Origin of the sequence: Aeromonas sp. MR19, from assembly GCF_963899305.1 — a bacterium.
Lineage (GTDB): Bacteria > Pseudomonadota > Gammaproteobacteria > Enterobacterales > Aeromonadaceae > Aeromonas > Aeromonas bestiarum.
Genome location: NZ_CAWQWZ010000010.1, coordinates 18429 through 36408 on the forward strand (window position 1 = coordinate 18429; position 17980 = coordinate 36408).

The 17980-nt window shown below is 61.5% G+C and carries 18 protein-coding genes and 1 pseudogene; 7 read left to right on the plus strand and 12 right to left on the minus strand.

Annotated elements, in window-relative coordinates; genetic code table 11:
* Positions 1–8: 8 nt before the first annotated feature.
* Entirely contained in the window at positions 9–1298 is a 1290-nt protein-coding gene (gene rhlB, locus AACQ95_RS05540; RefSeq protein WP_042867371.1) for an ATP-dependent RNA helicase RhlB, read from the minus strand.
* Between the two features lie 113 nt (positions 1299–1411).
* Between rhlB and trxA the strand changes: the two genes are divergently transcribed.
* The 5 genes from trxA (at position 1412) to fre (ending at position 6735) form a co-directional block, all read left to right on the plus strand.
* On the plus strand, positions 1412–1738 hold the full coding sequence (trxA, locus tag AACQ95_RS05545) for a thioredoxin TrxA (RefSeq protein WP_005307306.1): 327 nt from the start codon (positions 1412–1414) through the stop codon (positions 1736–1738).
* Between the two features lie 206 nt (positions 1739–1944).
* Complete coding sequence (gene rho, locus AACQ95_RS05550; protein WP_042036072.1) at positions 1945–3210, plus strand: transcription termination factor Rho; 1266 nt, start codon at positions 1945–1947, stop codon at positions 3208–3210.
* A 107-nt stretch (positions 3211–3317) separates the two neighbouring features.
* Positions 3318–4322, plus strand: a complete 1005-nt coding sequence (locus AACQ95_RS05555; protein ID WP_241280902.1) for a hypothetical protein — start codon at positions 3318–3320, stop codon at positions 4320–4322.
* Positions 4323–4352: 30 nt separating this feature from the next.
* Positions 4353–5822 carry a 4-hydroxy-3-polyprenylbenzoate decarboxylase gene (ubiD, locus tag AACQ95_RS05560; protein WP_043135797.1) on the plus strand — a complete coding sequence of 490 codons (1470 nt, stop codon included), beginning with the start codon at positions 4353–4355 and terminating at the stop codon, positions 5820–5822.
* Positions 5823–6036: 214 nt separating this feature from the next.
* Positions 6037–6735 carry an NAD(P)H-flavin reductase gene (fre, locus tag AACQ95_RS05565; protein ID WP_043135798.1) on the plus strand — a complete coding sequence of 233 codons (699 nt, stop codon included), beginning with the start codon at positions 6037–6039 and terminating at the stop codon, positions 6733–6735.
* Positions 6736–6834: 99 nt separating this feature from the next.
* On the opposite strand, the gene ubiK is transcribed toward fre, so the two are convergent.
* Positions 6835–7092, minus strand: coding sequence for a ubiquinone biosynthesis accessory factor UbiK (gene ubiK / locus AACQ95_RS05570; RefSeq protein ID WP_042867376.1), 258 nt, complete (start codon positions 7090–7092; stop codon positions 6835–6837).
* Between the two features lie 300 nt (positions 7093–7392).
* Between ubiK and AACQ95_RS05575 the strand changes: the two genes are divergently transcribed.
* Positions 7393–9816 (plus strand): VolA/Pla-1 family phospholipase, encoded by a 2424-nt coding sequence (locus AACQ95_RS05575; protein WP_241280903.1) that lies wholly within the window; start codon positions 7393–7395, stop codon positions 9814–9816.
* Positions 9817–9887: 71 nt separating this feature from the next.
* Here AACQ95_RS05575 and AACQ95_RS05580 read toward each other — a convergent pair.
* The 4 genes and pseudogenes from AACQ95_RS05580 to glpE form a co-directional block, all read right to left on the minus strand.
* Positions 9888–9992, minus strand: a pseudogene (locus tag AACQ95_RS05580) (rhomboid family intramembrane serine protease GlpG); the annotation flags it as partial.
* Between the two features lie 20 nt (positions 9993–10012).
* Positions 10013–10144, minus strand: a complete 132-nt coding sequence (locus tag AACQ95_RS05585; RefSeq protein WP_435301929.1) for a hypothetical protein — start codon at positions 10142–10144, stop codon at positions 10013–10015.
* On the minus strand, positions 10141–10974 hold the full coding sequence (glpG, locus tag AACQ95_RS05590) for a rhomboid family intramembrane serine protease GlpG (RefSeq protein ID WP_103472987.1): 834 nt from the start codon (positions 10972–10974) through the stop codon (positions 10141–10143). The genes AACQ95_RS05585 and glpG overlap by 4 nt, the downstream gene beginning before the upstream one ends.
* Positions 10975–11003: 29 nt before the next feature.
* Positions 11004–11327 carry a thiosulfate sulfurtransferase GlpE gene (gene glpE, locus AACQ95_RS05595; protein ID WP_043557281.1) on the minus strand — a complete coding sequence of 108 codons (324 nt, stop codon included), beginning with the start codon at positions 11325–11327 and terminating at the stop codon, positions 11004–11006.
* 170 nt (positions 11328–11497) lie between these two features.
* On the opposite strand from glpE, the gene AACQ95_RS05600 reads away from it, so the two are divergent.
* The gene (locus AACQ95_RS05600; RefSeq protein ID WP_122974219.1) at positions 11498–12091 is read left to right on the plus strand and encodes a LysE family translocator; all 594 of its coding nucleotides are present in this window, start codon (positions 11498–11500) and stop codon (positions 12089–12091) included.
* Here the strand turns inward: AACQ95_RS05600 and AACQ95_RS05605 are convergent.
* The 6 genes from AACQ95_RS05605 to AACQ95_RS05630 all read right to left on the minus strand — a co-directional run bounded on the left by AACQ95_RS05605 (position 12070) and on the right by AACQ95_RS05630 (position 17880).
* The gene (locus AACQ95_RS05605; protein WP_241280904.1) at positions 12070–12912 is read right to left on the minus strand and encodes an AraC family transcriptional regulator; all 843 of its coding nucleotides are present in this window, start codon (positions 12910–12912) and stop codon (positions 12070–12072) included. The two genes, AACQ95_RS05600 and AACQ95_RS05605, sit on opposite strands and share 22 nt — an antisense overlap.
* A 3-nt stretch (positions 12913–12915) precedes the next feature.
* Positions 12916–13617: an ABC transporter ATP-binding protein gene (locus AACQ95_RS05610; protein WP_098981311.1), complete on the minus strand. Its 702-nt coding sequence runs from the start codon at positions 13615–13617 to the stop codon at positions 12916–12918.
* A gap of 10 nt (positions 13618–13627) precedes the next feature.
* Complete coding sequence (gene livG, locus AACQ95_RS05615; protein WP_043557277.1) at positions 13628–14401, minus strand: high-affinity branched-chain amino acid ABC transporter ATP-binding protein LivG; 774 nt, start codon at positions 14399–14401, stop codon at positions 13628–13630.
* A gap of 97 nt (positions 14402–14498) precedes the next feature.
* A complete protein-coding gene (locus tag AACQ95_RS05620) occupies positions 14499–15767 on the minus strand; it encodes a high-affinity branched-chain amino acid ABC transporter permease LivM (protein ID WP_241280905.1) in 1269 nt (422 codons plus the stop codon).
* Positions 15767–16693: a high-affinity branched-chain amino acid ABC transporter permease LivH gene (livH, locus tag AACQ95_RS05625; protein WP_042867383.1), complete on the minus strand. Its 927-nt coding sequence runs from the start codon at positions 16691–16693 to the stop codon at positions 15767–15769. The genes AACQ95_RS05620 and livH overlap by 1 nt, the downstream gene beginning before the upstream one ends.
* Before the next feature lie 65 nt (positions 16694–16758).
* Positions 16759–17880, minus strand: a complete 1122-nt coding sequence (locus tag AACQ95_RS05630; protein ID WP_043135811.1) for a branched-chain amino acid ABC transporter substrate-binding protein — start codon at positions 17878–17880, stop codon at positions 16759–16761.
* Between the last annotated feature and the right edge of the window lie 100 nt (positions 17881–17980).

Consider the following 17980-nt stretch of genomic DNA (forward strand, 5'->3'; position numbering starts at 1 on the left):
CCTGTCCTTCAGCTCTTGCGCGGCGGACGGCGACGGTTGTTGCTGTTGCCACCGCCCTGGCGATCCCGCATGTTGCGGTTCACCGGCTGACGGTTGCGAACGACCCGTTTCGGTGCGGTCACGTCATCCAGCAGCGCCTCGCGGTCATACTTGCTGACCGGGATCGGGTGGTGGATGTACTCCTCGATGGCCGGCAGGTTGAAGGCATAGTCTTCACAGGCCAGGCTGATAGAGTGACCGCTCTTGCCGGCACGACCGGTACGACCGATACGGTGTACATAGTCCTCGGCGTCGTCGGGCAGGTCGTAGTTGAAGACGTGGGTCACGTCCGGGATGTGCAGACCACGGGCGGCCACGTCGGTGGCGACCAGGATGTCCAGCGTCCCCTTGGTGAAGTCTTCCAGGATCTTCATCCGCTTCTTCTGCGGCACGTCACCGGTCAGCAGACCGACGCGGTGGCCGTCATTCTCCAGCCATGCATGCACGTCTTCACAGACATGCTTGGTGTTGGCGAAGACGATGGCCTTTTCCGGCCACTCTTCTTCCATCAGGGAGAGCAACAGCAGCATCTTGTCTTCGTTGGAGGGGTAGAACAGCTCCTCCTTGATGCGCACGCCCGTCATCTGCTCAGGCTCCACCTGCACGTGTTCCGGGTGGTTCATGTGCTCGTAGGCCAGCTCCTGCACCCGCAGGGAGAGAGTGGCGGAGAACAGCATGCTCAGCCGCTCGGTCGGCGCCGGCATGCGGCGGAACAGGAAACGGATGTCCTTGATGAAGCCCAGATCGAACATGCGATCCGCTTCATCCAGCACCACGACCTGAATGTTGCTCAGATCGATGACCTTGGACTTGAAGTAGTCGATGATGCGGCCCGTGGTACCGATCAGGATGTCGACGCCCTGCTCCAGCACGGCCAGCTGCTTGTCGTAACCTTCGCCGCCGTAGGCGAGGCCAAGCTTGAGGCCGGTAGAGGCGGCTATGCTGTCGGCATCGTTGTAGATCTGTACTGCCAGTTCCCGGGTGGGCGCCATTATGATGGCTCTGGGTTGGTTAACCAGACGGGGATTGGTCAGCGGGTGGGTCAGCAAATAGTTGAATGTCGCGGCCAGGAAGGCAATGGTCTTGCCGGTTCCTGTCTGGGCCTGACCGGCGAGGTCATGACCTTCTACCAGCAGTGGCAGAGACAGTGCCTGGATGGGCGTGCAATAGTGAAATCCCTTTGATTCCAGACCAGCCAGAACTTCGGGTTCGAGGCCCATTTGGGCGAATTTTTCGGTCGTTAAGTGTGTTTTGCTCATGGCGGTAGGTTATCAGGTTAGGCTTGCAATAATAAACAGGATCATTTCAAATAGGGCAACTATTGCCTTTGTTGATACGTCAATAAAGCCTTAATTACTGACTGGAGTTGGAGATGAGTGACAAGATTGTTCAGCTGAGCGATGCCAGCTTCGAGGCAGATGTAATCAAAGCCGATGGCGCCGTTCTGGTCGACTTCTGGGCCGAATGGTGTGGTCCGTGCAAGATGATTGCCCCGATCCTGAACGAAGTCGCCCAAGAGTATGCCGGTCGTGTGACAGTGGCGAAATTGAACATCGACCATAACGCCGACACTCCGCCCAAGTATGGCATTCGCGGTATTCCGACCCTCTTGCTGTTCAAGAATGGCGAAGTGGCAGCGACCAAGGTCGGTGCCCTGTCCAAGACTCAGCTGAAAGAGTTTCTGGACGGTAACCTGTAATAATCAAAAAGGAGCGCATTGCAATAATGCGCTCCTTGTGTTTTATCACCTAGACGCTCATCCCGATTGGTGCTAGTTTATCGTTCGTTTGCTAACCTTTTTGCCTGACTCTTTGCTTAACAACAGCCCGGCAAATCAAATCCGATCAGCATCAATCCAGCAGACTGTCTCCTCATTTCAATCCTTGCTTACAGACTTTCACCACTATGAATCTGACTGAATTAAAGAACACTCCTGTGTCCGAGCTGGTCAAGCTTGGCGAATCCATGGGGTTAGAAAATCTGGCTCGGGCGCACAAGAAAGATATTATTTTCGCGATCCTCAAGGCGCATGCCAAGGGTGGTGAGGATATCTTTGGCGACGGTGTGCTGGAAATCCTGACCGATGGTTTTGGCTTCCTGCGCAGTGCAGACGGCTCCTATCTGGCAGGCCCGGACGATATCTATGTCTCCCCGAGCCAGATCCGCCGCTTCAACTTGCGTACCGGCGATACCATCTCCGGCAAGATCCGGCCACCGAAAGAGGGCGAACGTTATTTCGCGCTGCTCAAGGTCAACGAGGTCAACTACGACCGTCCGGAAAACGCCCGCAACAAGATCCTGTTCGAAAACCTGACCCCCCTGCATGCCAACGAGCGTCTGCGCATGGAACGGGGCAATGGTTCGACCGAAGATATCACGGCCCGTGTGCTGGACCTGGCTTCCCCCATAGGTAAAGGCCAGCGCGGCCTGATCGTGGCACCGCCCAAGGCCGGTAAGACAATGCTGCTGCAGAACATCGCCCAGAGCATCGCTTACAACCACCCGGACTGTGAACTGATCGTCCTGCTGATCGACGAGCGTCCGGAAGAAGTGACCGAGATGCAGCGCATGGTGAAGGGTGAAGTCATCGCTTCCACCTTCGACGAGCCGGCATCCCGTCACGTCCAGGTCGCCGAGATGGTGATCGAGAAGGCCAAGCGCCTGGTCGAGCACAAGAAGGACGTGGTGATCCTGCTGGACTCCATCACTCGTCTGGCCCGTGCCTACAACACAGTCATCCCCTCATCCGGCAAGGTACTGACCGGTGGTGTGGACGCCAACGCCCTGCACAGACCCAAGCGTTTCTTCGGCGCCGCGCGTAATGTTGAGGAAGGCGGCAGCCTGACCATCATAGCGACCGCGCTGGTTGATACCGGTTCCAAGATGGACGAGGTTATCTACGAAGAGTTCAAGGGTACCGGCAACATGGAACTGCACCTCTCGCGCAAGATTGCCGAGAAGCGCGTCTACCCGGCTATCGACATCACCCGTTCCGGCACCCGGAAGGAAGAGTTGCTGACTACCGGTGACGAGCTGCAGAAGATGTGGATCCTGCGCAAGATCATTCACCCCATGGGGGAGATCGACAGCATAGAGTTCCTGATCGACAAGTTGGCTGCCACCAAGACCAACGACGAATTCTTTGACTCCATGCGGCGTCAACAGAAGTAATCCGGTCGGAGAATGACGAAACCGCGGCTCAGGTCGCGGTTTTTGTTTATCTATTTTCCGGTCGCTTGAGTAGTATGAAACCTCGATGTCACAAGGACAGGGACGTCATGAAGCTGGTACTCCTGATATGGCTCGGTTGGCTGATGGGCATGCCGGTGCATGCTGCCCCCTCGGTGGCCAAATCCGAGCTGGTCGCCGATGAAGGGCTGCAGGGCCATCTCGACTATCTGGGCAGTCGTCTGCAGCAGGGGCAGTTTGCCGCCATGGATTCGCTGCTGGACTCGCTGGCCGTGGGCCAGCGGGAATACCTGCTGTGCCGGCTGCTGGCCACCCTGGATGCCAGCCCCAGAGCGAGTTCCCCCGAACTGCTGGCCTGGGTGCGCGCCCAGTCGGTCAAGGCGCCCCGCTGGCTGGTGGAGAAGGAGGTGGACGGTTTTCTGATCCAGCAGCCCGCCTATGATTTTGCCGCCGCGGCGCGGCTGGTGCTGAGCCGCTGGCAGCAACAGGCATGGCAGGACAACTACCGCCAGCTGCTGGAGCAGAACAGCTTCGAATTCAAACAGATCTACAACAGCCGCAACCCGGACCTGGCCCAGCAGCAGCAGGCGTTGCTGGCGGTACTCGAGCGGCAGCCGCTCTTTGTCTTGCAGCGCGAGGCGCACAAGCTGGCCGCCATGAGCATCTTCCTGCCCGACAACCAGCTGCTGCGACAGCTGCTCGAGCGCACCGGCGACAGCGGCCTCTATCAGAAGTTGTGGCACCAGCCTGTGGATCACGACAGCGTTGCCGCCCTTCGGAGCGTGGCCCGTTTTCACCAGGGGCAGGCGGCGAGCGACCTGCTGATCGCCGCCAGCCGCAACGGCCGCCTGAAACTGCCCGCTCTGCAACAACTCAGCCAGCTCTCGCCCCTGCCCGACACGGCGCAGCAGTTCCTGCTGGCCGAGCTCGGCAATCGTCAGTACAGCGGTCAGGTGGCAAGTCTGCTGTTGCAGATGGATGAACCCAGGCTGCTGGCTCAGCTCGCCGATCGGCTCACCCGGCAGGAAAAGCGCCATGCAAGTCCTGTGATGCTGCCCGATACGGGTACACCCGTCGCCCCGCCAGGGTTATAATGCGGCATCGCCTGAACACAGGGTACCTGCATGAAATACAAGGATTTGCGTGATTTCATCGCGCAGCTGGAACAAAACGGACAACTCAAGCGCATCACCCGCGAGATAGATCCCTATCTGGAAATGACGGAGATCAGCGATCGCACCCTGCGTGCGGGTGGCCCGGCCCTGCTGTTCGAAAATCCCAAAGGTTACCGCATGCCGGTGCTGACCAACCTGTTCGGCACCCCGGATCGGGTCGCCATGGGCATGGGTCAGCCCAACGTCGGCGCCCTGCGCCAGGTTGGGGTCTGGCTCTCCTACCTGAAGGAGCCCGAGCCGCCGCGCGGCCTCAAGGAGCTGATGGAGAAGCTGCCCATCTTCAAGCAGGTGCTCAACATGCCGACCAAGCGCCTCTCCTCCGCCCCTTGTCAGCAGGTGGTGCTGGAAGGGGAGGCGGTCGATCTGGACCAGATCCCGATCCAGCACTGCTGGCCCGGCGATGTGGCGCCTCTGGTCACCTGGGGCCTTACCATCACCCGCGGTCCCTACAAGAAGCGCCAGAACCTCGGTATCTACCGTCAGCAGAAGATCGGCAAGAACAAGCTGATCATGCGCTGGCTGGATCACCGCGGCGGTGCCATCGATTTTCGCGAGTGGCAGGAAGCCCATCCGGGCGAGCGCTTCCCCGTGGTGGTGGCGCTTGGTGCCGATCCTGCGACCATACTCGGCGCTGTGACGCCTGTGCCTGACTCCCTCTCCGAATATGCCTTCGCCGGCCTGCTACGGGGCAGCCGCACCGAGGTGGTGAAGGCGCTGAGCTGTGAGCTGGAGGTGCCCGCCAGCGCCGAAATCGTGCTGGAAGGCTATCTGGAGCCGGGGGAGATGGCTCCCGAAGGGCCTTATGGGGATCACACCGGCTACTACAACGAGGTGGACGAGTTCCCTGTTTTCACCATCACTCACATGACCATGCGTCGCGATGCCATCTACCACAGCACTTACACTGGCCGTCCGCCCGATGAGCCGGCGGTGCTCGGGGTGGCGCTGAACGAGGTGTTCGTGCCGCTGCTGCAGAAGCAGTTCCCCGAAATTGTGGACTTCTACCTGCCGCCGGAAGGCTGCTCCTACCGGATGGCGGTGGTGACCATCAAGAAGCGTTACCCAGGCCATGCCAAGCGGGTGATGCTGGGAGTCTGGTCCTTCCTGCGCCAGTTCATGTACACCAAGTTCGTGATCGTCTGCGACGACGACATCAACGCCCGCGACTGGAAGGATGTGATCTGGGCCATCACCACCCGGATGGACCCGGCCCGGGATACCACCTTGATCGAGCACACCCCGATCGACTATCTGGACTTCGCCTCGCCCGTCTCCGGTCTTGGCTCCAAGATGGGACTGGATGCCACCAACAAGTGGCCGGGGGAGACCAACCGCGAGTGGGGGCAACCCATAGTCCAGGACGAGGCGGTGAAGCAGAAGGTGGATGCCATCTGGGACGAGCTGGCTATTCTCGGCTAGGCCCGGCTGCCTGGGATTTATATCACTCGGGCCGGGTCGAACATGCCCGGCCAGCCAGAGGATCCGCGGTGCCACCGCCGTTCTGGTGCAAAAGGTTGATGATCTCCGGGCGGAATTGGGTATGCTCGGGGAACCTGACCAGCTGCACTGGTCGTCAGTCCACAGTGAATCAATGAGCGAAAGCGGGCCGAGCGAGCCCGTCACAAGGATAAGAATGCAACGTATCAAGTGCCGCGTAGAGGAACTGCGCGAATATGTCGACACCATCTGGCACGTGGCCCTGACGCCGCAGCAAGCGGTCAGCTTCAAGCCGGGCCAGTATCTGCTGGTGGTGATGAGCGATTCGGACAAGCGCCCCTTCTCCATCGCCAACTCACCGACCCGCCCCGGCGTGCTGGAGCTGCAGATCGGTGCCACCCCCGAGAACGCTTATGCAGGTCAGGTGCTGGCCCGCATGCGCGAGCAGGGCGAGATAGAGATCGAACTGGCGGCAGGCAAGGCCTTCCTGCGGGAAGAGTCGCCCCGTCCGTTGATCCTGATGGCGGGGGGCACAGGTTTTTCCTATGCCCGCTCCATCCTGGAGTTCCTGATCGATACCGGCAGCAAGCGCCCTGTGTTCTTCTACTGGGGCGTGCGCCAGGCGCACTGGCTCTATGAACAGGAGCAGATGCAGCAGTGGGCGCGCGACTATGCGCCGCTGACCTTCATCCCCGTGGTGCAGGAGCCGGAAAGCGACTGGACCGGCAAGACGGGGCTGGTGCACAAGGCCATCATGGATGACTTCGTCAGTCTGCATGACTACGACATCTATGTGGCCGGCCGTTTCGAGATGGCCGGTGCGGCGCGGGAGGAGTTCAAGATCCTCGGCGCCGAGCCTGAGCGCATCTTCGGAGACGCCTACGAGTTTATCTGAGCGCTAGCCGAGGGTCTCTTCGGCGAGCCAGAAACAACAAACCCCAGCCTGGCTGGGGTTTGTTTTATGCGCCGTGCGAGCCGGCGATGTCAGCGTTTGTTACTCGCCTTTGGCGCCGAGCTGCTGTTCCAGCTGCGTCAGCTTGGCCTCGAGGGCGGTCAGCTTCTCGCGGGTGCGCAGCAGCACCTTGGTCTGCACGTCAAACTCCTCGCGACTGACCAGATCCAGCTTGTTGAGCTGGGACTGCAACACCTGACGGATCTTCTTCTCCACCTCTTCACCCATGCTGCGAATGCCGGGCGGCAGGGAGTTGTGCACCTGTTTGGCGATCTCTTCCAGTTTCTTCGGGTCGATCATGTGGTTCTCCTTAAGCAATGGCGACATTCTACCGACAATTCAGCCGCTTTGCCGAGATCGGGGTGGCTTTTTGCCATCAGGAGCAGGGGAGTCGCTGGTCGGGTCTGGTATCCGGAATGAAGCTGTTAACCTATCGAGTCCCGTTTCTATTCCAATTCCTTGATGTTGTACACAAAAAAAGCAGATCAGATGACCGACCAGACGCTTAACAATTGTTGCGTTGCTGTTAAGATGGTTCGGTCGGGTTTTCACCCTCCCCCGTCAGCACATCATGGATAACAACTAAAAAGAGATAAGGATATGAAAAAGAAGCTAATTTATGCCGCAGTTGTCAGTGCCCTGTTGGCTGGCTGTGGTGGCAGTGACGATAACAAAGGCGACACCTCAAGCTATCTCGACTATCTGTTGACCGGTTCCAACGCTGTGCGCCCCAGCGCCCTGGCGGCCCGGGCCAGCGATGGTACCCTGAAATTCTCCACCGAGACCGCGGATCTCTCCAACCCCGTCTCCGCCATGTCGACCCTGGATGGCTGGTCCACGACCCAGGCTATCCAGATTGTGCCTGTCACCTCGTCCGGCATCCAGGTGCAGGCCCCGGCCGCGGCCGAGTTTGCCGCCTCGGTGGCACCGCTCTACCTGCTGGAGCTGAGCTTTGACAGTGCCGCCCTGCGCCCGAATGGCGTGAAGAAGGTGCTGACCTACGGCGTGGACTTCGTGGTCGCCGCCTCGGCCGGCAAGCTGAACCTGGTTCCGCTCAAGCCGTTGAACCCGTCCTCCTACTACATGATAGTGGCCACCGATTCGCTGAAAGACAGCCGTGGCGATGCCCTCAAGGCAGGCAGTGACTACGGCAACTACAAGAACAACGTAGGCAGCAATGCCCAGGAGCAGACCATCAACGGTCTGATCGCGCTGCAGGAAGGGCTGTTCAAGGCCGCGACCGGCATAGCGACGGATCATGTGATCTTCTCCGACTGGTTCGGTACCCAATCTGGCGCCGATGTGCTGGTGGCGGTGAAGGGGGCTGCGGCGTCCGTGCTCAAGGCCGACCCCGTTACCCTGGATGCCGCCAAGCTTTGGAAGCAGGATGCCCTGGGCAACACCAGCCTGCCAGGCACCTATACCCTGGCCGTGACTGGCAACAATGCCTTCCTGACCCAGCTGGATGCCGAGCAGTTCCTGCCGCAGGAGCAGAAAGACGCGATCGCCACCGCCTTTGGCCCTGGCACTCCGCTCAATCCCATTGCCCAGGGCACCAAGGTCTATACCGGCACCGTCAAGCTGCCTTACTTCCTCTCCTCGCCGGCCACCGCCGGTTCCTGGAGCAAGGCCAAGACCCAGTCCTGGCACGGTGCCATCCCCAGCCTGTACGCCATCGCCAATGCGCTGAAGGCGTCTGACAGCGAAGTGATCGGTGGGCTGGTGGGGGCGGGTGTGGATCCGGCCCTGCTGGCGACGCTGATTGCCGATCCGACCCGTCAGGCCGAGCTGCTGGCCGAAGCGAGCAAGCTGATCGGGGTGACCCTCACCTCCGGCGGCAAGCCGCTGGATGCCGAGCAGAACATAGGCCGCTTCAACCCGCTGCCGATGCTGGAAGAGGTGCAATCCGTGCCGATGCGCGTCTTCGCCAAGGATGCCCTCAACACCATCACGGATGTCATCATCTATCAGCACGGCGTGACCTCGGTGAAAGAGAACGCCTACGCGCTGGCACTGGGCCAGATCTATGCCGGCATGCAGGCGGGCAAGAAGGTGGCGCTGGTGGTGATCGATCATCCGCTGCACGGTGAGCGTGGCTTCGCTCTGAGTGGCAGCATGGATACTGTGACCACCCCGGACAACCCGACGCCGTACCTGAACCTGAGCTACCTGACAGTGGCGCGGGACAACCTGAAACAGAGCGTGGCGGACCTGCTGGGTCTGCGTCTGGCGGTTGGCCTGGCCAACGCCAAGAGCGCCATCGGGACGCCCGGCAACCTCAAGGTGCACTTCCTGGGTCACTCCCTGGGGGCCATTTCGGGTACCAACCTGCTGGCGGTCGCCAACCAGACCCTGGGCAACGCGCAGGCGGATGCCCTGTTCAAGTTCGACACCGGTGGTCTGGCCATGCCGGGTGGCGGCATAGCGCCGCTGCTGCTGAACTCGCCGACCTTCGGCCCGACCATCAAGATGGGCGTGCTGACCAGCGGCAGTGCCGAGCTGAAGGCCGGTTTCACCGCCTATGCTCCCAACTGCCAGACGGCGGTACCGACCTGCTTCGTCAACGAGTTCCTGCCGAGCCTGGACGCGGCCACTCAGGCGACCGCAGCCAGCACGCTGCAGAGCTACAGCTTTGCGGCCCAGTCGGTGCTGGATTCGGCTGACCCGATCAACCTCGGCCGTGGCATCAAGGCGGACTTCCCGCTGTTTGCCACCGAGATCGTGGGTGACGGTGCCCTGAGCCTGTCGGATCAGGTGATCCCGAACAGCATAGCGTCCGCCCCGCTGGGTGGTACCGAGCCGCTGTTCAAGGTGCTGGCGCTGCAACCCCTGACCGCCACAGGCGCGGCCAGCCACAACGCGGCCCGCTTCGTGGCCGGTGGTCACAGCTCGCTGCTGGCACCGGACGAGAACTTCGATCCGAGTGGCGATGTCACCACAGAGATGCAGTCCCAGTTCGGCAGCTTCTTCATGAGTGGCGGTACCGCGGTCCAGGTGACCAATGGCGGCCTGCTCAAGCAGTAAGCCCGTCGGCCAATAAAAACGCCGCCCCTTGGGGCGGCGTTTTCGTTTCTGCGGCTGGGCAGGGCCAACCGTCAGGCTGGCTGGTGGTGTCTGTCCAGCCAGCCTTGCAGCAGGCCGACCAGCAGACCCACCAGGTGGGCCATGTTGGTAGTGCTGGTGCCGAGCAGGTCGAAGAAAACCCGATGACGGCAAGGGTTCAAGCCGGTTGGTGGTTGCGATCCAGCCAACCTTGCAGCAGGCCGACCAGCAGACCCACCAGGTGGGTCATGTTGACTGTGATGCGGCTGCCGAGTGGGTCGAAGAAAACCCGATGACGGCAAGGGTTCAAGCCGGTTGGTGGTTGCGATCCAGCCAGCCTTGCAGCAGGCCGACCAGCAGACCCACCAGGTGGGCCATGTTGGCCGTGCTGGTGCCGAGCAGGTCGAAGAAACCGAGCACCAGCCAGAACAGCATGAAGCCCATCAGCGCCGGTGGCAGGGTGAGGCCACAGGCCGGTTGCAGCTTGCCGCGCAGCCAGCAGTAGCCGAGCAGGGCATAGACAACGCCGGAGAGGCCGCCAAACAGCGGGCCGCTCGCGAAGAACTCGGCGATGTTGGGCAGGGCCGCTCCCACCAGCAGCAGGATCAGCAGCTTGCCGCCGCCGAGGCGCTGCTCTATCTGGCCCCCCAGATACCACCACCACAACAGGTTGAACACCAGGTGCAGCACCGAGAAGTGGATAAAGGCCGGGGTGAAGTAACGCCACGCCTGCCAGTCGGTGAACTGGGCCAGGGTCGGGTGGAACGCCAGCTCGTCAAAGATCGGCAGGCCTATGGCATTGAGCGCATAGATGGCCAGACAGGCGATGATCACCACCAGGGTCAATGGCCCCGCCTGATGGAGGAAGTCGGTGACGGGATCCGTCATCCCCTTGCTGTAGTCGATGCGGGCATCCGCCCGACCCGACTGCCAGGAGGCCTCCATGTAGCGCGGGTGGGCCGGCTCTGCCAGGAAGCGTTTCACCTCCAGCTGGGCCTGGGCGAGGCGCTGCTCGTCCGCCAGCCAGACCGAGACGCCGAGCTCGGACTGGGTCAGCTCGCACGAGATGCCGAGGGTGGCGAGGTAGTCCACCAGCGCCTGGGCCATGCGGGCGTTGTCGAGCACCAGCAGCTGGATCATGCCGGTTGAGGAGGGCTTGCCCGCCCCTGTCATGCGTCGCCTGCCTGGACGGGGAACTCTTTGCGCCACGCCTCGAAGCCGCCATCTAGGCTGTAGACCTGGTCATAGCCCTGTTGCAGCAGGTACTGGGCCGCGCCCTGGCTGCTGTTGCCGTGATAGCAGATCACTATCACAGGGGTATCGAAATCCACCTCGTCCATGAAGCGAACCAGAGAACCATTGGTAAGGTGGAAGGCGCCGACCGCGTGGGCGGCCTCGAAGGATTGCGGATCGCGAATATCCACGAGGCGGGCTTCACCGGCAGCGATCTTCTGGTGGGCATCATGGGCACTGATATGGGCAAACTGGTCCATTAACATGTCCTGTGAATAGGTGATTGTGGGTCAGTTTACCGCAAGCCTGCGTCCGTGCTAAGCCCGCAATGTGTCGACTCGTCCCGCCGGAGGAGATCGCAATTTTCTTCAATATCGGCGCCAGGCTCATGGGTAGGGTGAGGGCTCAACACCTTCAACGAGTGTCATCCATGGAAATGAGTCTGCTGTTGTCCATGGCCGGGTTTGCCCTGGCCATGTCCATCTCTCCCGGCCCGGTCAATCTGGTCGCCCTCGGTGCGGGGGCGCAATATGGTTTTCGCGCCAGCCTGCGCCATGTGGTGGGGGCCACCCTGGGCTTCATCCTGCTATTGCTGCTGATGGGGCTGGGCCTGGGGGCCGCCTTGTCGCACTGGCCAATGGCGCTCAGCGGCATCCGCTGGGGAGGCATCCTCTTCCTCTGCTATCTGGCCTGGCTGCTGATGACGGACAAGGGAGAACTGAAGCGTGAGGGCGCCACCCCACCCGCCTTTTTATACGGCGCCCTGATGCAGTGGCTCAATCCCAAGGCCTGGCTGGCGGCCAGCATGGGCATGGGGGCCTATGGGGCCGTGGGCAATGTGGGCCAGACGATATGGTTCACCAGCCTCTATCTGGTGATCTGCCTTGCTTCCATCGCCTGCTGGGCCTATGTCGGCAGCTGTCTGCAGGAGGCCCTGCTCGCGCCTCGCCGTCTGCGCTGGTTCAACCGCGGGATGGCGATGCTGCTGTTGCTCAGCGTTGGCTATCTTGTGCTGGAGCGCTGAGGGAGGCACTGGTATTGGCCCGGGGTCGCGGCGACCAGCCGCTTGAACTGGCGCTGGAAGTGGGCCTGATCGGCGAAGCCCGTCGCCAGCGCCACCTCGACCAGGGGGCGCCCCTGAACGAGCAGGGCACGGGCATGGCGAATGCGCTGGTTGAGCAGGTAGGCGTGGGGGGTCATGCCGTAATGGCGGCTGAAGGCGCGCACGAAGTGAGACGGGGTCAGCCCGGCGACTGTGCTCAGGTACTGCAAGGTGAGGGGGCTGGCGTACTCGTCCTGCATCAGCTCGGCGGCGCGCCTCAGATGCAGGGGCGGGCGCGCGTCCCATCTGGCGGGAGTGAGCCTGGCCAGCAGCTGGTGGCTGAACAGATGGCAGGCCACCTCCTTGGCGAGGCGATCCTGGCGGTCATCCTGCAGGGTGCGATAGAGGTGTTGCAAGCGGGCATACAGCAGGGGATCCCGGCTGGCCGTCATGTCGAAGGGGCGAAAATGGGCCCCCAGTCCGGCCTCCTCCTGCTGGCTGCGCAGCCAGTCGGTATCGAGGTAGAACATCAGATAGGACCAGGGCTGGTCTGCGATGGGGTTGCAGGCATGCACCTCTTCCGGGTTCATCAGCACCAGGGAGCCAGAACCGACCTCCTGTCTGCTGCGCTGGTTGAGGTAGTGGCTGTGACCGCCGGTGATGGCGCCGATGGAGAAGTGGGCGTGGCTGTGCTTGTCGTAGCAGACGCGGCGGCCATCCTGCACCGCCCGCGCCTCTATGAAGGGCAGGGCCGGATCGCGCCAGAACAGGTGGCGATCCCGCTCGGCACCGGCCCTGCTCATGGGTTAACCACCCAGGTAGGCCTGCCGTACTGCGGGGTTGGCCAGCAGGGCGGCCCCCGTGTCTTGCAGCACCACGTGGCCGTTCTCCAGCACATAGCCCCGATCGGCCAGCTTGAGCGCCTGGTTGGCGTTCTGCTCCACCAGGAAGATGGTCATCCCCTTCTGGCGCAGCTGCTCTATGGTGTCGAAGATCTGCTGGATGACGATGGGGGCCAGCCCCAGCGAGGGTTCATCCAGCAGCAGCAGGCGCGGCTTGCTCATCAGGGCCCGGCCTATGGCCAGCATCTGCTGTTCGCCGCCGGACATGGTGCCGGCACGCTGTTGCAGCCGCTCGTGCAGGCGCGGGAACAGGGTGAACACCTGATCCAGCAGGCCGTGCTGCTCCTCCTTGTCGACGAAGAAGGCGCCCATCAGCAGGTTCTCCTCCACCGTCAGGCGGGCGAAGATGCGGCGCCCCTCCGGCACCACGGCTATGTCCTTGCGCATGATGCGGGCCGTGGTGAGGGAGCTTATCTGCTCTCCCTCGAACCAGATGCTGCCGCTGCTGGGCTTGGGCTCGCCGCACAGTGTCATCAGCAAGGTGGTCTTGCCGGCGCCGTTGGCACCTATCAGGGTGACGATTTCCCCCTCTTTCACTTCGACGCTGACGTCGTGCAGCGCCTGAATTTTGCCGTAGTGGGTCGATACGTTGCGAAGTTCTAACATCTTTTTGTCCTTACGACTCGCCCAGATAGGCCTTGATCACGGCCGGATTGTTGCGGATCTCATCCGGCTTGCCGTGGGCCAGCGGAGTGCCCTGATTGACCACGAAGATGCGGTTGGAGATCCCCATCACCAGCTTCATGTCGTGTTCGATCAGCAGGACGGAGACACCAAACTCGTCCCGCAGGCTGATGATCAGTTCGTTCAGCTCATCTGTCTCGTGCGGGTTGAGGCCGGCGGCCGGCTCGTCCAGCATCAGCAGATCGGGCCGGGTCGCCATGCAGCGGGCGATCTCGAGCCGGCGTTGCTGGCCATAGGCCAGGTTGCCGGCGGCGCGATTGGAGAGATCCTTGAGGCCCACCTTCTCCAGCCAGAATGCGGCGTGTTCCAGCCCCTCCTGCTCGGCACGGCGAAAGGCCGGGGTCTTGAACAGGCCGGCGATGAAACTGGTGTTGAGGTGGCGATGCTGGGCCACCAGCAGGTTCTCCACCGCCGTCATGTCCTTGAACAGCCGCACGTGCTGAAAGGTGCGCACTATCCCCTTGCGGGCGATGAGATGACCGGGCAGCCCCTGGATCTCTTCACCCTTGTAGCGAATGGTGCCGCCGCTCGGGCGATAGAAGCCGGTCAGGCAGTTGAAGACGGTCGTCTTGCCCGCGCCGTTGGGACCTATGATGGAGATCACCTCCCCTTTGTCCACGTCCAGTTTGACGCCGTTGACAGCCAACAAACCGCCGAAGCGCATCGACAGATCAGAGACTTCCATTAACTTCTGATTGGCACTCATTTTTTCAGCCCCCGATTCAAGGTGGAGCAAGTCACCGCCAGCAATCCGGCCAAATAACGCATCGATAAATCAGAGACTTCTAACAACGTCTGATTGCTCATTTTTGTAGCTCCAGGTGAGGTCTGGTCATCGGCAGCAGTCCCTGTGGCCGCCAGATCATCATGAACACCATCAGCAGACCGAACATCAGCATGCGGTACTCGTTGAATTCACGGGCCAGCTCCGGCAGTACCGTCATCACTATGGCGGCCAGCACCACCCCGATCTGGGAGCCCATGCCCCCCAGCACCACGATCGCAAGGACTATGGCCGACTCGATGAAGACGAAGGACTCCGGGCTGATGAAGCCCTGGCGCGAGGCGAAGAAGCTGCCGGCGAAGCCAGCGAAGCAGGCGCCTATGGTGAAGGCGGTCAGCTTGATGATGGTGGGGTTGAGCCCCAGCGACTTGCAGGCGATCTCGTCCTCCCGCAGTGCTTCCCAGGCGCGGCCCAGCGGCATGCGCAGCAGGCGGTTGATGACGAACAGGGTGGCCACCACCAGCACCAGCGCCATCAGGTAGAGGAAGATCACCTTGTGGTTGGCGTTGTAGGCGATGCCGAAGAAGTCGTGGAAGGTGCCGAAGCCCCCGTCCTTGACGGTGCGGTTGAACTCGAGTCCGCCCAGCGTCGGTTTGGGAATGCCGGAGATGCCGTTCGGGCCGCCGGTGAGGCTGGTCATGTTGTTGAGCAGGATGCGGATGATCTCGCCAAAGCCCAGGGTGACGATGGCCAGGTAGTCCCCCCGCAGCCGCAGTACCGGGAAGCCGAGCAGTAAGCCGAAGGTGGCCGCCGTCAGGCCGGCGATGGGCAGGCACTCCCAGAAGCTCAGGCCGAAGTAGGTGTTGAGCAGGGCATAGCTGTAGGCGCCGACCGCGTAGAAGCCGACGTAGCCGAGATCCAGCAGACCGGCCAGACCCACCACCACGTTCAGGCCCAGCCCCAGCATGATGTAGATCAGGGTGAGGGTGGCGAGATCGATGGCGCCTCGCGAGGCCATGAAGGGCCAGCTCACCGCAAACAGCAGCACCAGCACTGCGGTGAGGTTATAGAGCTTGGGTGCCTCTTCCGGGCTGGGCAGCACCAGCTTGGTGAAGCCGATGGAGAAGCCGCTGATGGAGCCTTTGAACAGCCGGCTGATCTGGCCGCGCAACATCTGGAACCAGAACACCAGGGCGGCACCGCCCACCAGCCAGGCCAGCGACACGTCGAGGCGGCTGACTACCAGCAAACGGGTGCCGTCGGTCTCGAGTTTGAAGCCGAGCAGCCAGAAGGAGAGCACCAGCAATACCAGGCTGGCGATACAGGCGTGAATGAATTGGCGTTTCATCAGACTTTCTCCACTTCCGGTCGGCCGAGAATGCCGGTGGGCATGAACAGCAAGACGCCGATCAGCAGGGCGAAGGCCATCACATCCTTGTACTCGGTGCTGAGATAGCCGGCGGTGAGTGCTTCCACCACCCCCAGCAGCAGGCCGCCCAGCACGGCGCCGGGAATGCTGCCGATGCCGCCCAATACCGCTGCGGTAAAGGCTTTCAGACCGGCCATGAAGCCGAGATAGGGGTTGATGACGCCGTAATACATGCCGAGCAGCACGCCCGCGACGGCGGCCAGGGTGGCCCCCAGCACGAAGGTGATGGAGATGACCACATGGGTGTCTATCCCCAGCAGGTTGGCCATCTTGATGTCTTCCGAACAGGCGCGGCAGGCACGGCCCATGCGGGAGCGGCCGATGAACTGGGTCAGCGCCAGCATGGTGATGAAGGTCACCACGAAGATGATGAGCTGCATGTAGGAGAGGCTGGCCTGGAAGCCGTCTTCGGCGCCCAGGGTCCAGCCCCCGGAGATCAGGGTGGGCATGGCGATATCGCGCGAGCCCTGTGCCATTCGCATCATGTTCTGCAGGAAGATCGACATGCCGATGGCGGAGATGAGGGGGATGAGGCGGTTGCCGCCCCGCAGCGGGCGATAGGCGACCCGCTCTATGGTCCAGCCATAGGTTCCCGTGATGATGATGCTGACCAGGAAGGCGCCTCCCAGCAGCAGGAAGGTGCTGTCGATGCCCATCATGGCGAGCCCGGCCATCACCATAAAGGCGACATAGGAGCCGATCATGTAAACCTCGCCGTGGGCGAAGTTGATCATGCCGATGATGCCATAGACCATGGTGTAGCCGATGGCGATCAACGCATAGGTGCTGCCTATGGTTAACCCGTTCAGCAGCTGCTGAACCAGGTAAAGGAGGTGTTCGGACATACTGCGATCCCTGTACTTGCCCGCAAAAGAAAGGAGGGGTGACTCATGTCACCCCGACCGGCAGATTATTTGACTTGAGTGGAGGTACCGTCGGCGTGCCACTGGAACACACCGAATTCAAAGCCTTTCAGGTCACCACTCGGCGCCCAGCTCAGGGTGCCCATGACGGTATCGATCGGCGTGGCCTTGATGGCGGCGGCGACTGCAGCCGGGTCATCCTCACCCGCCTTGGCGATACCGGCAGCCAGGGTTTGTACCGCCGCATAGGTAGTCCAGACGAAGGGGCCTGAGGAGTCCTGACCCTTGGCCTTGAACGCAGCCACCAGCGGGGCGTTGGTCGGCACCAGATCGTACTTGTTCGGCAGGGTCACCAGCAGACCTTCGGAAGCCGGGCCACCGATGGCGGAGATGTCCTTGTTGCCTACCCCTTCCGGACCCATGAACTTGGCCTTCAGACCCTTCTCGCCAGCCTGACGCAGGATCAGACCCAGCTCCGGGTGGTAGCCGCCGTAGTAGACGAAATCGACGTTCTCTTTCTGCAGCTTGGCGATCAGGGCGGAGAAGTCCTTGTCACCGGCTGTGATGCCTTCGAACGCCACTACTTTCACACCGGCCTTGTCCAGGGATGCCTTCACGCTGGTGGCGATGCCTTCACCGTACTGCTTCTTGTCGTGGATGACGGCTACGCGCTTGGGCTTGACCTGCTCGATGATGTACTTGGCGGCGGTCGGACCCTGGTCGCTGTCCAGACCTATGGTACGCAGCACCAGCTGATAGCCGCGCTCGGTGATCTTGGGGTTGGTGGAGGCGGGGGTGATCATCAGCACGCCTTCATCTTCATAGATGTCGGAGGCGGGCAGGGTGTTGTCGGAGCAGAGGTGGCCGACCACGAACTTGACGCCGTCGTTGATCACCTTGTTGGCGACCGCCACGGCCTGCTTGGGATCGCAGGCATCGTCATAGATGACGGCTTCGATCTGCTTGCCTGCGATACCGCCAGCCTTGTTGATCTGCTCGACCGCCATCTTGCCGCCGGTGAACTGCATGTCACCGTACTGGGCGACCGGGCCTGTGACCGGGCCGGCGATGCCGATCTTGATGGTGTCAGCCGCGTTGGCGATGGATATCGATCCAAACAGAGCCAAAGAAACCGCTGCGCTTACTGTGATTTTGCTCAACTTATGCATTGATTCGTCCCTTAATCAGTGGATTGTTTCATTTTCCGTGTGCCATTCCGGGCCGGGATCCCGCCAGTCCGGTAATAGGTATGGTTCTATCATTCCTCGC

What these genes read in the sequence shown, in the direction of transcription:
- rhlB (WP_042867371.1), bottom strand. Translation starts at nt 1,298, where the DNA reads ATGAGCAAAACACACTTAACGACCGAAAAATTCGCCCAAATGGGCCTC.
- trxA (WP_005307306.1), top strand. Translation starts at nt 1,412, where the DNA reads ATGAGTGACAAGATTGTTCAGCTGAGCGATGCCAGCTTCGAGGCAGAT.
- rho (WP_042036072.1), top strand. Translation starts at nt 1,945, where the DNA reads ATGAATCTGACTGAATTAAAGAACACTCCTGTGTCCGAGCTGGTCAAG.
- AACQ95_RS05555 (WP_241280902.1), top strand. Translation starts at nt 3,318, where the DNA reads ATGAAGCTGGTACTCCTGATATGGCTCGGTTGGCTGATGGGCATGCCG.
- ubiD (WP_043135797.1), top strand. Translation starts at nt 4,353, where the DNA reads ATGAAATACAAGGATTTGCGTGATTTCATCGCGCAGCTGGAACAAAAC.
- fre (WP_043135798.1), top strand. Translation starts at nt 6,037, where the DNA reads ATGCAACGTATCAAGTGCCGCGTAGAGGAACTGCGCGAATATGTCGAC.
- ubiK (WP_042867376.1), bottom strand. Translation starts at nt 7,092, where the DNA reads ATGATCGACCCGAAGAAACTGGAAGAGATCGCCAAACAGGTGCACAAC.
- AACQ95_RS05575 (WP_241280903.1), top strand. Translation starts at nt 7,393, where the DNA reads ATGAAAAAGAAGCTAATTTATGCCGCAGTTGTCAGTGCCCTGTTGGCT.
- glpG (WP_103472987.1), bottom strand. Translation starts at nt 10,974, where the DNA reads ATGATCCAGCTGCTGGTGCTCGACAACGCCCGCATGGCCCAGGCGCTG.
- glpE (WP_043557281.1), bottom strand. Translation starts at nt 11,327, where the DNA reads ATGGACCAGTTTGCCCATATCAGTGCCCATGATGCCCACCAGAAGATC.
- AACQ95_RS05600 (WP_122974219.1), top strand. Translation starts at nt 11,498, where the DNA reads ATGGAAATGAGTCTGCTGTTGTCCATGGCCGGGTTTGCCCTGGCCATG.
- AACQ95_RS05605 (WP_241280904.1), bottom strand. Translation starts at nt 12,912, where the DNA reads ATGAGCAGGGCCGGTGCCGAGCGGGATCGCCACCTGTTCTGGCGCGAT.
- AACQ95_RS05610 (WP_098981311.1), bottom strand. Translation starts at nt 13,617, where the DNA reads ATGTTAGAACTTCGCAACGTATCGACCCACTACGGCAAAATTCAGGCG.
- livG (WP_043557277.1), bottom strand. Translation starts at nt 14,401, where the DNA reads ATGAGTGCCAATCAGAAGTTAATGGAAGTCTCTGATCTGTCGATGCGC.
- AACQ95_RS05620 (WP_241280905.1), bottom strand. Translation starts at nt 15,767, where the DNA reads ATGAAACGCCAATTCATTCACGCCTGTATCGCCAGCCTGGTATTGCTG.
- livH (WP_042867383.1), bottom strand. Translation starts at nt 16,693, where the DNA reads ATGTCCGAACACCTCCTTTACCTGGTTCAGCAGCTGCTGAACGGGTTA.
- AACQ95_RS05630 (WP_043135811.1), bottom strand. Translation starts at nt 17,880, where the DNA reads ATGCATAAGTTGAGCAAAATCACAGTAAGCGCAGCGGTTTCTTTGGCT.